At 41.6% G+C, this 15,893-nt stretch carries 15 protein-coding genes; 11 read left to right on the plus strand and 4 right to left on the minus strand.

The window, feature by feature from the left end:
* Positions 1-222: 222 nt before the first annotated feature.
* The 4 genes from jag to rpmH form a co-directional block, all read right to left on the minus strand.
* Complete coding sequence (jag, locus tag ACRRU2_RS09185; RefSeq protein ID WP_331697571.1) at positions 223-843, minus strand: RNA-binding cell elongation regulator Jag/EloR; 621 nt, start codon at positions 841-843, stop codon at positions 223-225.
* Positions 840-1,619, minus strand: coding sequence for a YidC/Oxa1 family membrane protein insertase (locus ACRRU2_RS09190; protein ID WP_331697572.1), 780 nt, complete (start codon positions 1,617-1,619; stop codon positions 840-842). Before ACRRU2_RS09190 ends, jag begins: the two co-directional genes overlap by 4 nt.
* Before the next feature lie 103 nt (positions 1,620-1,722).
* Positions 1,723-2,073 carry a ribonuclease P protein component gene (gene rnpA / locus ACRRU2_RS09195; RefSeq protein WP_331697573.1) on the minus strand — a complete coding sequence of 117 codons (351 nt, stop codon included), beginning with the start codon at positions 2,071-2,073 and terminating at the stop codon, positions 1,723-1,725.
* 192 nt (positions 2,074-2,265) lie between these two features.
* Positions 2,266-2,400: a 50S ribosomal protein L34 gene (gene rpmH, locus ACRRU2_RS09200; RefSeq protein WP_331697574.1), complete on the minus strand. Its 135-nt coding sequence runs from the start codon at positions 2,398-2,400 to the stop codon at positions 2,266-2,268.
* A 543-nt stretch (positions 2,401-2,943) separates the two neighbouring features.
* Between rpmH and dnaA the strand changes: the two genes are divergently transcribed.
* The 11 genes from dnaA (at position 2,944) to ACRRU2_RS09255 (ending at position 15,493) form a co-directional block, all read left to right on the plus strand.
* Positions 2,944-4,296, plus strand: coding sequence for a chromosomal replication initiator protein DnaA (dnaA, locus tag ACRRU2_RS09205; RefSeq protein ID WP_331697575.1), 1,353 nt, complete (start codon positions 2,944-2,946; stop codon positions 4,294-4,296).
* Positions 4,297-4,579: 283 nt separating this feature from the next.
* Positions 4,580-5,722, plus strand: coding sequence for a DNA polymerase III subunit beta (gene dnaN / locus ACRRU2_RS09210; protein WP_331697576.1), 1,143 nt, complete (start codon positions 4,580-4,582; stop codon positions 5,720-5,722).
* 38 nt (positions 5,723-5,760) lie between these two features.
* Entirely contained in the window at positions 5,761-5,982 is a 222-nt protein-coding gene (gene yaaA / locus ACRRU2_RS09215) for a S4 domain-containing protein YaaA (RefSeq protein WP_432500931.1), read from the plus strand.
* A 22-nt stretch (positions 5,983-6,004) separates the two neighbouring features.
* A complete protein-coding gene (recF, locus tag ACRRU2_RS09220; RefSeq protein WP_432500933.1) occupies positions 6,005-7,114 on the plus strand; it encodes a DNA replication/repair protein RecF in 1,110 nt (369 codons plus the stop codon).
* Positions 7,115-7,144: 30 nt separating this feature from the next.
* Positions 7,145-7,396 (plus strand): extracellular matrix regulator RemB, encoded by a 252-nt coding sequence (gene remB, locus ACRRU2_RS09225; protein ID WP_331697578.1) that lies wholly within the window; start codon positions 7,145-7,147, stop codon positions 7,394-7,396.
* A 48-nt stretch (positions 7,397-7,444) separates the two neighbouring features.
* Positions 7,445-9,361, plus strand: coding sequence for a DNA topoisomerase (ATP-hydrolyzing) subunit B (gyrB, locus tag ACRRU2_RS09230; RefSeq protein ID WP_331697579.1), 1,917 nt, complete (start codon positions 7,445-7,447; stop codon positions 9,359-9,361).
* A gap of 461 nt (positions 9,362-9,822) precedes the next feature.
* On the plus strand, positions 9,823-12,327 hold the full coding sequence (gyrA, locus tag ACRRU2_RS09235) for a DNA gyrase subunit A (RefSeq protein ID WP_331697580.1): 2,505 nt from the start codon (positions 9,823-9,825) through the stop codon (positions 12,325-12,327).
* Between the two features lie 53 nt (positions 12,328-12,380).
* Entirely contained in the window at positions 12,381-13,457 is a 1,077-nt protein-coding gene (locus ACRRU2_RS09240) for an HD-GYP domain-containing protein (RefSeq protein WP_432500936.1), read from the plus strand.
* 217 nt (positions 13,458-13,674) lie between these two features.
* Positions 13,675-14,163 (plus strand): RNA polymerase sigma factor, encoded by a 489-nt coding sequence (locus ACRRU2_RS09245; protein ID WP_331697582.1) that lies wholly within the window; start codon positions 13,675-13,677, stop codon positions 14,161-14,163.
* The gene (locus tag ACRRU2_RS09250; RefSeq protein ID WP_331697583.1) at positions 14,160-14,714 is read left to right on the plus strand and encodes a hypothetical protein; all 555 of its coding nucleotides are present in this window, start codon (positions 14,160-14,162) and stop codon (positions 14,712-14,714) included. The genes ACRRU2_RS09245 and ACRRU2_RS09250 overlap by 4 nt, the downstream gene beginning before the upstream one ends.
* A complete protein-coding gene (locus tag ACRRU2_RS09255) occupies positions 14,711-15,493 on the plus strand; it encodes a hypothetical protein (protein WP_432500939.1) in 783 nt (260 codons plus the stop codon). Before ACRRU2_RS09250 ends, ACRRU2_RS09255 begins: the two co-directional genes overlap by 4 nt.
* The last annotated feature ends 400 nt before the right edge of the window (positions 15,494-15,893 follow it).

The raw sequence follows: 15,893 nt of genomic DNA on the forward strand, positions 1-15,893 counted from the left end.
TTTGGACAAGCGCGTTTACCGATGAAATATAGGAACATGTATAAAGTGAAAATATATACTTTCCTATATTTCAAGGTGAAACGGATATCGCCGTCCTTTGGCGATCACGCGTTTCATTCCGGAGAAATATAGAGAAAGTATGGCAGAATGTTATACTTTCCTATATTTCAAATGGAAAAACAGCAATGACCGCTAAGAGCCATTGCTGTGTTTAGTGCTTCATTACTTAAGCATAATGACGATTCGGCGATTAGGTTCCTCGCCCTTGCTATAAGTTTTAACTTTAGGATGATTTTGCAGCTTCGAATGAATGACTTTGCGCTCAAGCGGAGTCATCGGCTCCAGCATCACTTCTTTTTTAGTACGAATTACTTGTCCAGCCAATCGATCGGCTAAATCCTCCAGCGTCTTGCGTCGACGCTCGCGAAAATCCTCAGCATCAAGAACGATTCGGATATGGCTGTCGGATAAGCGATTTGCCACAATCGTTGTCAAGTACTGCAATGCATCCAATGTTTGTCCTCGTCGTCCAATAAGCATACCCATATCTCCGCTGCCCGAAAGCGACATATAATGTCCTTCCTTCGTTTCCTTGCGGTCAACCGATACTTGCAATCCCATTGCTCCAGCTACTTCTAATAGAAATTGCTCAGCCTCTTCTACAGCATCCGGTATAAGCTCCAGCTCAACTTTAGCTTCTTTGACGCCAAGCAATCCGAACAATCCCTTTGACGGTTGTTCCAGTACGACAATCTTTACACGGTCTTCAGTTACTTGTAATTGTGTTAAACCATTTCGAACAGCATCATCCACCGTCTTGCCTGATGCGGTGATTTTCATCATTTAGCAGCGACCTCCTTACCTTTGTCAGACTGACGTACGTACAGGAAGTAATTTTGAACGATTGTATACAAATTGCTAAATACCCAATACAGCGGAAGTGCTGCAGGGAATGACATAGACATTACGAAAATTAATACTGGGAAAATCGTCAAAATCATAGACATGCCCGGCATAGCTTGCGTTTGCTGTTTTTGCATCATTTTGGACTGAATAAAAGTAGTTGCAGCAGCTAACAGCGGCAAGAAGTACCAAGGGCTTGGCTCACCAAGCATCAAGCCTAAAAACTCATGTGTACGAATATCACTGTTCCAATAAATCGCATTGTAAAGCGCGATAAATATCGGCATTTGTACGATTAGCGGCAAACAACCTGCGAGAGGATTAACCCCATGTGTCTGAAACAGCTTCATCGTCTCTTCTTGCTGTTTTTGTGGGTTATCCTTATATTTTTTCTTAATTTCTGCCATCTGTGGCTGCAGCTTTTGCATCGCTTTAGAACTACGGTATTGTTTAAGTGTTAATGGCAAAATAAGCGTACGAACAATAATAGTCAGCAGCAAAATCGCAAGTCCATACGAATTGCCAAACCATCTAGCGAACGCGTCAAGGGTAATAGCAAAATAATAAACTACGTTTCTCTCCCAGAAATTACCCGTTAATAAATCTCCTGTTTCCTTAGTATTATTAATATCACCGCCACAGCCCGCGATTAAGCCCATAAGCAGGATCAATCCTAATACTAACAGCCATCTTTGTTTATTATTCCGAAACAACATTAAATCTCCTCTCTGAGAGCCCTTGCAAAGTTATATTCTACTTTTTATTTCAAGATAGACTATAACATAATTTGCTGCGCAAGGAAACTACATGCATAACCTTCTAAGATGATTTAGTAGTTAACAATCCTGCTTTGCGAAGCACATGCGCAATACTCTTTTCTAATTCAGTAAATTTCATTGCTGTTGCAGGCTTTCTTACAATTATAATCAAATCTGTATGAGGTGCAATTTTTCCTTCGTAATGACGAACGATTTCCTTCACAACTCTCCTCATCCGATTGCGCACGACAGCATTGCCGACCTTCTTGCTTACAGAAACGCCAAGTCGGAATGGCTCCGCTAATTTATGCTTTGACCAATACACAACAAACTGACTATTGGCAAAGGACTTTCCACCTCTATAGACACGACTAAAATCTGCTCGATTGCGCAGACGCAGTTTTCTTTGCACGAGTAACGTTCACCTAATCCCTAATTGTTCTAATAAGTATTGCCATTATTATTACTTCTTATCTATAGTAAACGTATTTATGACAAAAAAAAAGACCACACTCGGTGGTCTTCTGCTTAAAATATAAGATTATATATATTCTAACTCATTAAGCTTATATTTTACGAAAAAACCTCATGTGCAAGTTTTTTCTTACGCGCTCAATACTTTTCTACCTTTTTGACGGCGAGCCGCCAAAACTTTACGACCGTTCTTCGTGCTCATGCGCTTACGAAAACCGTGGTTTTTAGCTCTCTTGCTTACATTTGGTCTAAATGTAGGACCCATTACGCTGCACCTCCCGCTATATCAAAAAATCGCTTTTATAATTAAACCACGCTACAGCCCAAAAGTCAATCATAGCACCCGTTACATTATATATCCAATTCATATATCCAATTCGATTTTCATTATTCATCCACAATCGACGGAACTCTCCCTCTTTTTATTTTTCATTTAATAACATGTGTACAGTTTTTCCACAACAAAATAGAATTTTGTCGAATTCTTAACAACCTATAAACAATATCTTGTGTTGTAGATAACTTTTATACACAAGTTATTGAGGTTGTGGATAATATCCCGAAAGCCGTTGAATTATAAGGCATCTTTTGCTATGATTATTATGTTTTCTCTGTGGATGAGTCATTTTTCTTTTAAAGTTATTAACATCCTGTGGATAATATTGTGAACAAAGTTATCCCCTCTTTATAACTTACCTACACTTATTCCGTCATAATGTGAATGATTTCTTAACTTTATTCATTCATTCGACAGCTTTTTCTTGCAACTGCGCCCACGCGACGATTGAAATAAGAGGAGTGACAGTCTGTGGACAGCCATACGTATGATTTATGGCAGCAAATCCTTTCTATTATTCAAACAAAACTAAGTAAGCCAAGCTTTGATACCTGGTTTAAGGCGACAAAAGCTTCTTTTGTTGACGATTCCTTACTGGAGATCACAGCGCCAACTACTTTTGCGGCTGAATGGCTGGAAGGACGCTACACCAAATTAATCAGAACTACTTTATTTGAATATTTAGGCAGGCAGGTTGACGTTCGCTTCTCTATTGAAGAGCCGCTTGGAACAGAAGCAAGCATTGTGGTACCACCTAAGCCGGTGCTGCCGCAAGCCCCAGCTGAAGAACCATTTACGCATATGCTTAATCCCAAATATACATTTGATACCTTTGTAATCGGCGCAAACAACCGATTTGCGCATGCTGCTTCCCTGGCTGTAGCCGAAGCACCTGCAAAAGCGTATAATCCCTTGTTTCTATACGGTGGTGTAGGGCTCGGAAAAACGCATTTAATGCATGCAATCGGCCATTACATCATGGAGCATAATCCAAATACAAAGGTGCTTTATATTTCATCTGAAAAATTTACTAACGAATTTATTAATGCGATCCGCGATAGCCAGGGCGAAAGCTTCAGGACCAAATATCGCAATATCGATGTTTTATTAATCGACGATATTCAGTTTTTAGCGGGGAAAGAGCAGACGCAAGAGGAATTTTTCCATACATTCAACGCCCTGCATGAAGAACGGAAGCAAATCGTCATATCAAGCGACCGGCCTCCAAAAGAAATTCCAACGCTAGAGGATCGCTTGCGCTCACGCTTTGAATGGGGATTAATAACCGATATTCAGCCTCCTGACCTGGAGACAAGAATCGCTATCCTGCGCAAAAAAGCCAAATCCGAAAATTTGGATATTCCGAATGAGGCAATGAACTATATTGCAGGACAAATTGATACGAACATAAGAGAGCTGGAAGGCGCACTTATACGCGTAGTTGCTTATTCTTCGCTCATTAATGCAGACATAACCTCGCATTTGGCAGCCGAAGCCTTGAAGGATATCATTCCGTCAAGCCGGCCAAAAATTATAACGATCCAGGATATACAAGCTAAGGTTGGCGAATTTTATGGCCTTAAGCTGGATGATTTCAAAGCGCGCAAGCGTACGAAAGCAATCGCTTTTCCGAGGCAAATTGCTATGTATCTCTCCAGAGAGCTGACTGAGTTTTCATTACCCAAAATAGGCGAAGCCTTTGGCGGAAGGGATCATACTACTGTCATCCACGCTCACGAAAAAATATCAAAGCTCGTCAAGGATGATCCTGAATTATACAAAATCATGCAAAACCTGACTGAAAAAATCAAAAATAATATGTGAATAACTTGAACAAGCCTATGCACACGATATACACATGTGGATAGGCTTGATTTATCACTATGTTTTACACATATCCACATACTAACAGCCCCTACTACTACTGCTATTAAAATCTTTAATAAAATATCATCATAAACCGCATACGCAGCAGCCATCCAAATTCAGCGTTAAAAGTAAACCGGCAGCAACAAATCCGACTATATCGCCAAATGCTGCAGAAACGGTATAATAGATATAATTATTTAATGCGTATGTCACAAAATTAGTAGAAACAGGTGAAATAATGAAATTATCGATCTCTAGAAATGAATTAAATGATGCTATACAGCAAGTGGCGAAGGCAACCTCTTCCCGACCTACTATTCCTATACTTGGCGGTATTAAAATTGACGTAACTCATCAAACCGTTACACTAACAGCCAGTGATACAGATATATCTATTCAAAGCTTCATCCCGGTAGAACAAGAAGATATTATTATTGCCCAAATTGAAAAGCCTGGCAGTGTTGTTCTGCCTGCTAAGTTTTTTGTGGAAATGATTAAAAAGCTGCCTTCCGATAAAGTAACAATAGAGGTTAATGCTCAATTTCAAACGACAATTCGTTCCGGAACGACAGAAATTCAAATGGTCGGGCTTGATCCGGAAGAATTCCCAGTGCTGCCTTCAATCGAACAAAATGAAGTGCTGCAAATTCCCGGCGATTTATTGAAAACGATGATCAGACAGACGATTCTTGCTGCATCTACAAGCGAACAAACGCCAATACTAACAGGTGTGCTGTGGAATCTCCACGCAGGAGAACTTAAGTTCGTAGCAACAGATCGCCATAGATTGGCTAGCCGAACAACATCCGTTGATGTGCCAGACGATTATCATTTCAGCAATATCGTTATTTCTGCCAAAACATTGAGCGAGCTGTCGCGTATTATCCCGGATCAAAACACGCTGATTGATATTGTAGTAGCGGATAACCAAGTATTATTTAAAGTCGATAATGTGCTTTTTTATACGCGGATATTGGATGGCACATACCCTGATACATCAAAAATCATCCCTCAAGTATTTGAGACAGAGCTTGTGCTGCATACTAAAAGCCTAATGGATGCTATTGATCGTGCTTATTTGATGTCACGTGAGGAAAAGACGAATGTAGTGCGTCTTGCGACGCTAAATGAGCAGACCGTTGAAATTTCATCCAGCTCAATGGATTTGGGAAGAGTAACGGAGCAGCAGGATATTTTATCGTTTAAAGGCGAGCCTTTGCGAATTGCATTTAACTCCAAATATATGCTGGATGTGCTTAAAGCAGTAGACAGCGAGCAAATATTTATCGGCTTTACCGGAGCGATGCGCCCAATTATTATTAAGCCTATTGATCATGATTTCAGTATGTACGTCATACTGCCTTACCGAACAACTAACTAGTATTTTGGTGTTTATCCTTGAACAGAGAGGAAGAATACATGATGAAAGAAATAGCAATCGCAACGGAATATATTGCGTTAGGGCAGTTTTTAAAGCTGTCCGAATGCATTGCTACTGGCGGGCAAGCCAAGTTCTTCCTAGCTGAAACTACCGTTCATATTAACGGGGAACAGGATCAGCGCCGCGGAAGAAAGCTGTATGCAGGCGATCAAGTAGTGGTAGAGGGCTGCGGCAAATTCATTGTCGTACAGGCAAAGTGAGCCAGAGCCGGGAGGTTCCATTGTGTTTTTAAAACAAATTCAATTGCAAAATTATCGTAACTATAGTGAGCTCCAGCTGCCGCTTGAGCATCAGGTTAATGTATTTTTAGGTCCTAATGCGCAGGGCAAGACGAATTTGCTCGAATCCATATTTGTGCTGGCCTTATCCAAGTCGCATAGGACCTCAAAGGATAAGGAGCTGATTGGCTGGCAATCAGACCATGCAGCTATAACAGGCACTGTGGATAAAAAATATGGCAGCGTCAAGCTGGAGCTTATGTTTTCAGCACAAGGGAAAAAAGCGAAAATCAATAGCTTAGAGCAGCGCAAGCTAAGTGATTTTGTCGGTTCTATGAATGTGGTTATGTTCGCTCCAGAGGATTTGGAGATTGTGAAGGGAACGCCGGGCGTGCGAAGAAGATTTCTCGATATGGAAATCGGACAAGTACAGCCCGGTTACTTGTATACGCTGCAACAATATTCCAAAGTATTACAGCAGCGAAATAATTTTCTTAAAAGCGCAGATCGCGCTGCGCTTAATCAAGCATTGCTGGATATATGGAATGAGCAGCTTGCTTCCCATGGTGTTAAAATTATGAAAAAGAGGCAACACTTTATACAAAAACTGCAAACCTATGCAGAACAAATTCATTTTGGTATAACAAATGGCACGGAGCAGCTTGAAATCCACTATCGTCCCTCTTTTGAAGCAGAGCCGGAAGAAGAAGAAACTGTTTTATTTCAGCAATTTATGATAAAGTTATCACAGGTGAAAGATGGGGAAATTCGCAGAGGGGTTACCCTTGTAGGCCCGCACCGTGATGATTTGGCCTTCTTTATTAATGGCAAGGAAGCCCAAATATTCGGTTCTCAAGGTCAGCAGCGAACGACTGCATTATCGATAAAGCTAGCAGAAATTGAACTGATTCGCGAGGAAATCGGCGAATACCCGATTTTACTTCTAGATGATGTATTGTCTGAACTTGACCATAATCGGCAAACGCAGCTAATAGAAACCTTTCAAGATAAAGTGCAAACATTTATTACGACTACAAGTCTTGATAGTGTACGTCTTGATAAACTTCAGGATGTAGGCATTTTTCATGTGGAAAACGGCAAGGTTAGCCGTTAATGTGCAATTAGGAGAGGTGAAACGAAGCGCATGTACATCCATTTGGGTGGGGAGAAGATTGTTAGGGCGACAGAGCTGGTCGCTATTTTTGATGTTTCTATTGAGCAATCTTCTAAATTATCAAAGCAATTCGTAGCGGGTGCACGCAAGCGGAAAGATGTGGAAACGATCGGCGAGGAAGAGCCCAAGTCGATTGTCGTTACGGAGAAAAAAATATACTATTCGCCAATATCATCCTCCACTTTGAAAAAAAGAGCACATCAATTTGTTACAGGCGGCTAACGGTGAAAGTAATTGAGTAAGAGCAGTTGAGAGGAGTAGTGAACTTGCATGTCTTTGGAACAGCAAATGTATGACGAGAGTCAGATACAGGTACTTGAAGGGCTTGAAGCGGTACGTAAACGTCCGGGTATGTATATAGGCTCAACTAGCGGAAAAGGTCTTCATCATCTCGTTTGGGAGGTCGTTGATAACAGTATCGATGAAGCGCTAGCTGGTTATTGCGATAGAATCGAAGTCATTATTCACAAAGATAACAGCATAACGGTCATCGATAATGGGCGAGGCATTCCGGTCGGCGAGAATACAAAGCTAAAAAAATCTACGCTTGAAGTCGTCATGACTGTTCTTCATGCAGGGGGAAAATTTGGCGGAGAGGGCTATAAAGTATCCGGCGGCTTGCATGGCGTTGGTGTTTCCGTCGTAAACGCATTGTCTGAGCAGGTTATTGTTCAGGTTAAACGTGAAGGAAATATATATCAGCAGGAATATCGCCGCGGAGCCCCGCAATACGACATCAAGATTGTAGGCCAGGCGGATGAGGCGGATACAGGTACTATTGTTACCTTCTTGCCGGATAAAGAAATATTTACGGAAACAACTATTTTTGAGTATGATATATTGCAAACGCGCATTCGCGAGCTTGCATTTTTGAATAAAGGCATCGAGCTGATTTTGACGGATGAACGAACCGATGTTTCGAACACATTTTTGTATGAGGGCGGAATAATCGAGTTTGTTAAACATTTGAACAAACATCGTGAAGCGCTCCATGAAACGCCTATTTATGTGGAAGGCATGAAGGACAATATTCAAGTTGAAGTATCGCTGCAATACAATGACAGCTATACGGAAAATATTTATTCCTTTGCCAACAACATTAATACGCATGAAGGCGGAACGCATGAATCCGGCTTTAAAAGTGCTTTGACCCGTATTATTAATGATTATGCGCGCAAGAACAGCTTGATCAAAGACAATGATTCCAACTTCTCTGGAGATGATGTGCGTGAAGGACTTACAGCAATCATCTCTGTGAAAATTCCAAATCCTCAGTTCGAAGGGCAGACAAAAACCAAGCTTGGCAACAGTGAGGTACGCGGAATCGTTGAATCATTCTTTGCGGAAAAGCTGATGGAATTTTTGGAGGAGAACCCTTCTGTCTCTAAAAGGATAGTCGAAAAAGGCCTGCAGGCTGCAAGAGCACGCGAGGCTGCACGCAAGGCGCGTGAGCTGACTCGCCGCAAGAGCGCATTGGAAGTTGGTTCCTTGCCAGGTAAGCTTGCCGACTGCTCTTCCAAGGATGCGTCCATAAGTGAGCTGTACATCGTTGAAGGTGATTCTGCAGGCGGATCTGCGAAGCAAGGCCGGGATCGTCATTTCCAGGCTATCCTTCCGCTGCGCGGAAAAATATTGAACGTTGAGAAGGCGAGATTGGATCGTATTCTTGGCAATGCTGAGATCAGAGCGATTATTACAGCACTTGGCACAGGCATTAGCGATGACTTCGATATTACGAAGGCGCGTTACCATAAAGTGATTATTATGACCGATGCCGATGTCGACGGCGCACATATTCGCACGCTGCTGTTGACGTTCTTTTATCGTTATATGAGGGAAATTATCGAAGCCGGCTATATTTACATCGCACAGCCGCCTCTATTCAAAATTGAACGCAATAAAGTAATCCGCTATGCCCAATCAGAGAAGGAACGCGATGATATTATTGCGGAATTCGGTGAAGGCGTAAAGGTAAACGTTCAGCGCTATAAAGGTCTTGGAGAGATGAATGCGGAGCAGCTATGGGAAACAACGATGGATCCGGAAAGCCGCACTATGCTTCAAGTAACGATTGAGGATGCCATTGAGGCTGATGTCGTGTTTGATACGCTTATGGGCGATAACGTTGAGCCGCGCCGTGATTTTATTCAAAAATATGCGCGCTATGTTACAAACCTCGATATATAGAAACAATAGACAGCCATTCGCCAGGATGGCTGTTTATACTTAAAATTATAACAATTTATAAGTTTTTTCTATAGATTTTATAATTCATCGGTAAACGCGCCATTCCAATGGACGGCGGAGCCGTTTATCCTTGCGCGCATGTCCTAACAATGGCTAAGCCGCTTATATTGCAGTTATAAGCGTGAAACATGATTATTGCTTTATCTTTCATAACCTTTACAAGACAGAGTCTGCAATGAATGTTATAATAATAGATAGGGCAATTTTGGGATAAAGCTTTCCCAAGTATATGAAACCATGAGCTGGTGTCATCCTGGCGGATCGCATCGGCCATTCGGCAGTTGTATGTAATATAAGGCAAAATATAGCAGCTATACGCAAGCAGGTTTATATTAACCTTGTTTGTGAAAGAAAGATAATAGCTTAAGTTATGCAGATTGATGTTGCCAGGGAGGTAAAGCATGGCGGAAGAACAACGTATGTCAATAAAAGACCGTGATATTGGAACGGAAATGCGCGATTCCTTTATGGATTATGCGATGAGCATTATAGTAAGTCGCGCGCTTCCGGACGTAAGAGATGGACTGAAGCCCGTTCATCGACGCATTTTATTTGCGATGTCGGAACTAGGAATGTCACCTGACAAGCCGCATAAAAAATCAGCGAGAATTGTAGGAGAGGTTATCGGTAAGTACCATCCTCATGGTGATTCCGCGGTTTATGAATCTATGGTCAGAATGGCGCAGGATTTCTCTATGCGCTATCCGCTGGTAGATGGTCATGGTAACTTTGGTTCGATTGACGGCGATATGGCGGCAGCAATGCGTTATACAGAAGCACGTCTCTCCAAAATGGCAATGGAATTGCTGCGCGATATCAATAAAGAGACTATAGATTTTGCTCCCAACTATGATGGTGAAGAGCATGAGCCGGTTGTTTTGCCGGCGCGTTTCCCTAACCTGCTTGTTAACGGGGTAACGGGCATCGCTGTAGGTATGGCCACTAATATACCTCCTCATAACTTGAACGAGGTTATTGATGGAGCACAGGCGCTTATTCGCAATCCCGATATAACGCCGCTTGAGCTAATGGAATATGTAAAAGGTCCAGATTTCCCAACAGCAGGCTTTGTAATGGGACGACAAGGTATCAGACAAGCTTATTTGACTGGCCGCGGTTCCGTTACAATGAGAGCAAGAGCGATTATTGAAGAAAACGGCGGCAAAGCTCGCATTATTGTACATGAGCTGCCATATCAGGTAATTAAAGCCCGTTTAATCGAAAAAATTGCGGAGCTTGTTCGCGAGAAAAAAATAGACGGCATTACAGATTTGCGTGATGAATCCGATCGTAACGGCATGCGTATCGTGATCGAGCTGCGCCGTGATGTAAATCCAAATGTAGTGCTTAACAATTTATATAAACAAACACAGCTGCAATCCAACTTCGGTATTAATATGCTTGCGCTTGTGAATGGCGAGCCAAAAACACTGAATCTAAGAGAGATGCTGTATCACTACATTCAGCATCAAATCGAGGTTATTCGCCGCCGTACGGAATATGAGCTTAGAAAAGCAGAAGCAAGAGCGCATATTTTAGAGGGCTTGCGGATTGCGCTTGATCATCTGGATGAAGTCATTGCATTAATTCGCGCTTCACAAACAGCTGACGAGGCACGTGAAGGATTAATTACGCGCTTTGCACTGACGCATGAGCAAGCACAAGCGATTCTTGATATGCGCTTGCAGCGTCTGACTGGCTTGGAACGTGACAAAATTGAAGCTGAATATGCAGAATTAATGCGCAAAATTGCAGAATACAAAGCGATTCTTGCAGATGAGCAGCTAGTTCTGGATATTATCAGCACGGAGCTTGAGGAGCTGAAAGAGCGTTTCGGTGATGAGCGTCGCACTGAAATTACAGCCAGCGATGAAGAAATCCTGGATGAGGACCTTATTCCTCGCGAGGATGTTATCATTTCCATTACGCATTCCGGTTATATCAAGCGGCTGCCAGTTACGACTTATCGCAGCCAGAAGCGCGGAGGACGCGGCGTAGTTGGCATGGATACGAAGGATGACGATTTCGTAGAGCATTTGTTTGTATCCAATACCCACCACTTCCTATTGTTCTTTACAAACAAAGGGAAAGTGTATCGCCTGAAGGCTTATGAGATTCCTGATCTTAGCCGTACAGCACGCGGTACGCCAATTATCAATTTGATTCAAATTGAACAAGGCGAGACGATAAATGCTGTTATTCCTGTTCAAGCCTTTAATTCAGATCAGTATCTGTTCTTCTCTACGCGCCAAGGTGTAGTGAAAAAGACTCCGCTTGATGATTATGTCAATATCCGCAAAGTCGGCTTGATAGCTATCTCACTGCGTGAAGATGATGATTTGATTGGCGTTAAGCTAACTGATGGCAACCAAGAGATTATTATGGGTACAGCAGAAGGGATGTCGATTCGTTTCTCCGAGCAGGATGTTCGCTCGATGGGCCGTTCGGCAACTGGTGTTAAAGGTATCCAGCTTGATGATACAGATAAAGTAATCGATATGGATGTTGTCGTAGATGACCGCGATGTGCTTATCGTAACGTCCAAAGGCTACGGCAAGCGTACACCTATGAATGAATATCGTATCCAGAACCGTGGCGGTAAAGGGATTAAAACATTGAATGTTACAGATAAGAACGGTCCTATCGTATCTCTGAAGGTAGTAGAAAATGACGAGGATCTCATGATTATGACTGCGCTTGGCACATTAATACGTACAAGCATGGAAGGTATTTCTACTATGGGCCGCAATACTCAAGGCGTCAGACTGATCCATACTCGTGACGATGATACAGTCGCAACTGTAACCCGTGTAGCTCGCAGCGAGGATACTAATGATAATGAGCTGGAAGAAACAGAGATTATACAGGACAATGGCAATGAGGAGAATGGTCCTGCTGCTGAATAATCTTAGTTGGCACATAGTATAATTCATTAAAAACCAATGGGGAGAGGACAAATGTGGTCACAGTCTTGCTATCACAATTAAAGTCAGGTGACAAACTTGGGGAAGATGTCCTCACTCCGTTTGGCGGTGTACTATTGCGTAAGGGTGAAGTGATTACACCAAGGACAATGGAAATTATGCAAGCCTTTCTTGTGTCCAGTGCAGTCATTGAAGATACTGCTCAAGCAGCTAAGGGTCAAATGACTGCAGTGCAGGATGATACGCAGCAGCCTTCAGCGGCACAGGTATCATCCGATTTGCACGATGAGTATGATCAGATGGTGAAGACGCTTCGCACGGTTTTTAATTCCTATATAAGCGGTCAAAGCTTCCCTATTATGGATATTCGTACGCAGCTTGAGAAGCTTTTGCTGCAAATGAAGTCCTACCATATACTTTCCTTTGCACCAAGAAGCTTTGCGGAGACTGACTATTATATTCATAACAGTGTATGCTCTGCATTGACGTCGTATCAATTAGCGCAGTGGGCTGGCTTTAAGCAAAAGGAATGGATGCAAATCGCGCTTGCAGGCTTGCTGAAGGACATCGGAAATATTCGCTTGGATCGTTCTATACTTACTAAGCCTACACCGCTTACTCGTGAAGAGACAGAAGAAATGAAGCAGCATACCGTTCAAGGCTATCAGCTTTTGAAAAATATTGCGGCTTTGAATGAAGGTGTGAAGCTGGCTGCCCTGCAGCATCATGAAAGAGTTGATGGGACGGGCTACCCGCTCGGAATAGATTCTACAAAAATTCATCCGTATGCCAAAATCGTAAGTATTGCAGATATATTCCACGCAATGACCTTAAATAAAGCCTATAGAAAAGCTGAATCGCCATATTTGGTTTTGGAGCAACTGCAAAATGATGCATTCGGTAAGCTTGATCCGAGCTATGTTACTGTATTTATTGAAAAAGTTACCCAGTTTCATCAAGGCACCGTAGTCAGATTAAGCGATGACCGGATCGGCGAAATTGTATTTTCTGATCGTTTACATCCGACTAGGCCTTGGGTTTCAGTTCATGGTCAGATTATTAATTTGACGAAGGACAGACATTTGCATATTAAGGAAATCGTGAAAACATAAGTGAGTGCTGCAGCAGCAGCCTCACTTTTTTTCTTTTTAAATTATAAGAATTTATAGCTTGCAAAACATTAATTACATATTACATATATTCGTATTGTTGTATTGTAAGTTTAAAAAAAGAACGGTAAAGATATCTTATTTTTGGAAATTAATAAATTTTAAAAAAATTGTAACGAAACGATAATCGAATGCGACTAATAGACAAAGGAGGATGGAGATGAAGCCAATTGAGCAGCTGTATGAGCTGCATAAGCAGGATATATATCAATATTTGCTTTCGCTAACTCGAAATCCAACCTTGTCTGAGGATTTATTATCTGAAACCTTTATTAGCGCTATAAAATCACTTTCCAGCTTTCGCGGTAAATCCTCGATCAAAACCTGGCTGTTTACGATTGCCAGAAACAAATGGCTGGACCATTTGCGCAGTAAAAAGCATGTTATCTCTTATAATGAACAGCTTGAGAGATATGTTGAGACAAGTGTGGAGTCCCATTATATAAACGCGGAGCTGCAGCAAAGAGTAGGCAGTTTATTAGAGGAAAAGGGAGAGCGCATAAAATTAGTCGTCGAAATGAGGCTGGAGGGGTACAGCTTTCAAGAAATAGCGGAAAAGCTTCAGTTGTCTGAAAGCAGTGCCAGAGTCATTGATTATAGAGCCAAGCAATGGCTCAGAGAAAGGCTGAAGAAGGAGGGACTAGTATGAAGGTAACCTCAGACGTAATAAGAGATTTAATACCATTAGTGAAAGATGGCGTTGCCAGCGAGGATTCCGTTAAGCTTGTATATGCTTACTTGGAGCAGGATGAACAGTTAAAGCATGAATTTGATCAATACGAAGAATTTAGTTTTGAAAATAAAGAGCTGTCACTCCCGCCAGCCAGAGATATTCGTATTATTAATGCTATGAAGCGCAGTATTATGCTTACTCAGCTTATGATTCTTGTAGCGGGCACCGTTATAGGCGTAGCGATCACCGATTCATTTGAAATGCTCTATAACTTTTTGTTAATGCCGTTTGTAGGAGCGCTTGCTGTTTTTAGCTTTAGAAGCAAATGGAAGTACAGCTTTCCGCTCGTTATTTTTGTTATTGCGTATGGCTGGAAGTTCGCAAAGGTTTTTATAGAGGAAGGCAATGTTATGTATGCCTTTAATGACGCAATTTTTTATAGCTCGGTATACTCCGTATTAGCGGGGATCGGGCTTGCAATAGGAGCATTATTACAATTTGCCTTTGGGAAGGAGACAGAATTATGAAGCGTCCGCGCAGAAAATGGAGCAGAGTTATTGCGGCAGCAGCAGCCTTTATATTGATCGGTTTATTGTGCTATATAACAGTATCGTTTGCGGGAAATCCGCTTGCAGCGGCTAAAGCGAATCATGCGGTTAAAAAATATATAGAAAACCAATACAGTGAGCTTGACTTGGAGGTTGTAAGAAAAGCGAAATTCAATTTTAAAGATAAAACTTATGTATCAGTCGTTCAGTCCAAAACCGTCAAGGATTTGCAATTTATGATTAGCACCCGGAATGGAATCGTTCAGTGGGATAATTATGAGCTGAATGTGCTTGAATATTCTAATACATTGATGCGATTATCCGATGAATATACTGAAAAAGTGACAAAGCTTCTTCATGAGCAGGTGGATAAGCGGTACAAAGAAATCCGGGCAGCCTATTCAGCAGAACAAATTGAGAAATACAAGGACTTGCTGGAACTCGACATGCCATTTGATGCTGCGCTTCCGATTGATGCTTACTTATATGTAAACATTGATCTGAATGAAGCAGAAAAAATAAACCTGCAAGCATTAGCCGAACAGGTAACGAAGATTTACAAGTGCCTGTCTGACAATGGCTATCCGATTGCTAAATATAATCTATATATTAAAAAGGGTGAGAAGCTTGTTATAGGGAATCTGCCTGTAACAGCTGTAATGGAGGAAGCGGGAATATTAAATAGTATAGAAAAGGCTTATAACAACAAAGGCGAGTATAATGGAATCAGCGTTATTGTAAGTGGCGACATGGAATAACTAAAAAAGGAAACGGATCTTCTATAATAGGTCCGTTTTTTATTTGCTTAGTCAGTAGATAGACTGTGGCAAGGAATTACCGTTATAGCTCAAGCTGTTGGAAAAGTATACAATGAAGAAATGGAAAGGTGCGGACAGGTGCTACATCCATGCTCGTGGAAGTTAAGTACATTTTGTGCACTTAATAGTCTACATAACGTTTTTTAACAGCCTGAAAGCAACATCTAGATAATAATTAACTTTAGATGAGTACATATAGTGGTTATGAATTGGGTATAATAAACAAATAAAAAAAAATAAAAAAACACTTGCATTATATTAGGCGCCTGTGATATATTATAAAAGTCGCCGCTGAGACAACGCGGTGCACACGCTGAAACAACCGAGTTTTACTTGGTTT

The organism is Paenibacillus sp. GXUN7292, from assembly GCF_050864975.1.
Taxonomy (GTDB): domain Bacteria; phylum Bacillota; class Bacilli; order Paenibacillales; family Paenibacillaceae; genus Pristimantibacillus.

Bases quoted from the DNA above. Each gene is read 5' to 3' on its own strand.
- gyrB (WP_331697579.1), top strand. From the start codon at position 7,445: ATGTCTTTGGAACAGCAAATGTATGACGAGAGTCAGATACAGGTACTT.
- gyrA (WP_331697580.1), top strand. From the start codon at position 9,823: ATGGCGGAAGAACAACGTATGTCAATAAAAGACCGTGATATTGGAACG.
- ACRRU2_RS09190 (WP_331697572.1), bottom strand. From the start codon at position 1,619: ATGTTGTTTCGGAATAATAAACAAAGATGGCTGTTAGTATTAGGATTG.
- ACRRU2_RS09255 (WP_432500939.1), top strand. From the start codon at position 14,711: ATGAAGCGTCCGCGCAGAAAATGGAGCAGAGTTATTGCGGCAGCAGCA.
- jag (WP_331697571.1), bottom strand. From the start codon at position 843: ATGATGAAAATCACCGCATCAGGCAAGACGGTGGATGATGCTGTTCGA.
- yaaA (WP_432500931.1), top strand. From the start codon at position 5,761: ATGATGAAAGAAATAGCAATCGCAACGGAATATATTGCGTTAGGGCAG.
- remB (WP_331697578.1), top strand. From the start codon at position 7,145: ATGTACATCCATTTGGGTGGGGAGAAGATTGTTAGGGCGACAGAGCTG.
- rpmH (WP_331697574.1), bottom strand. From the start codon at position 2,400: ATGGGTCCTACATTTAGACCAAATGTAAGCAAGAGAGCTAAAAACCAC.
- ACRRU2_RS09245 (WP_331697582.1), top strand. From the start codon at position 13,675: ATGAAGCCAATTGAGCAGCTGTATGAGCTGCATAAGCAGGATATATAT.
- dnaN (WP_331697576.1), top strand. From the start codon at position 4,580: ATGAAATTATCGATCTCTAGAAATGAATTAAATGATGCTATACAGCAA.
- ACRRU2_RS09250 (WP_331697583.1), top strand. From the start codon at position 14,160: ATGAAGGTAACCTCAGACGTAATAAGAGATTTAATACCATTAGTGAAA.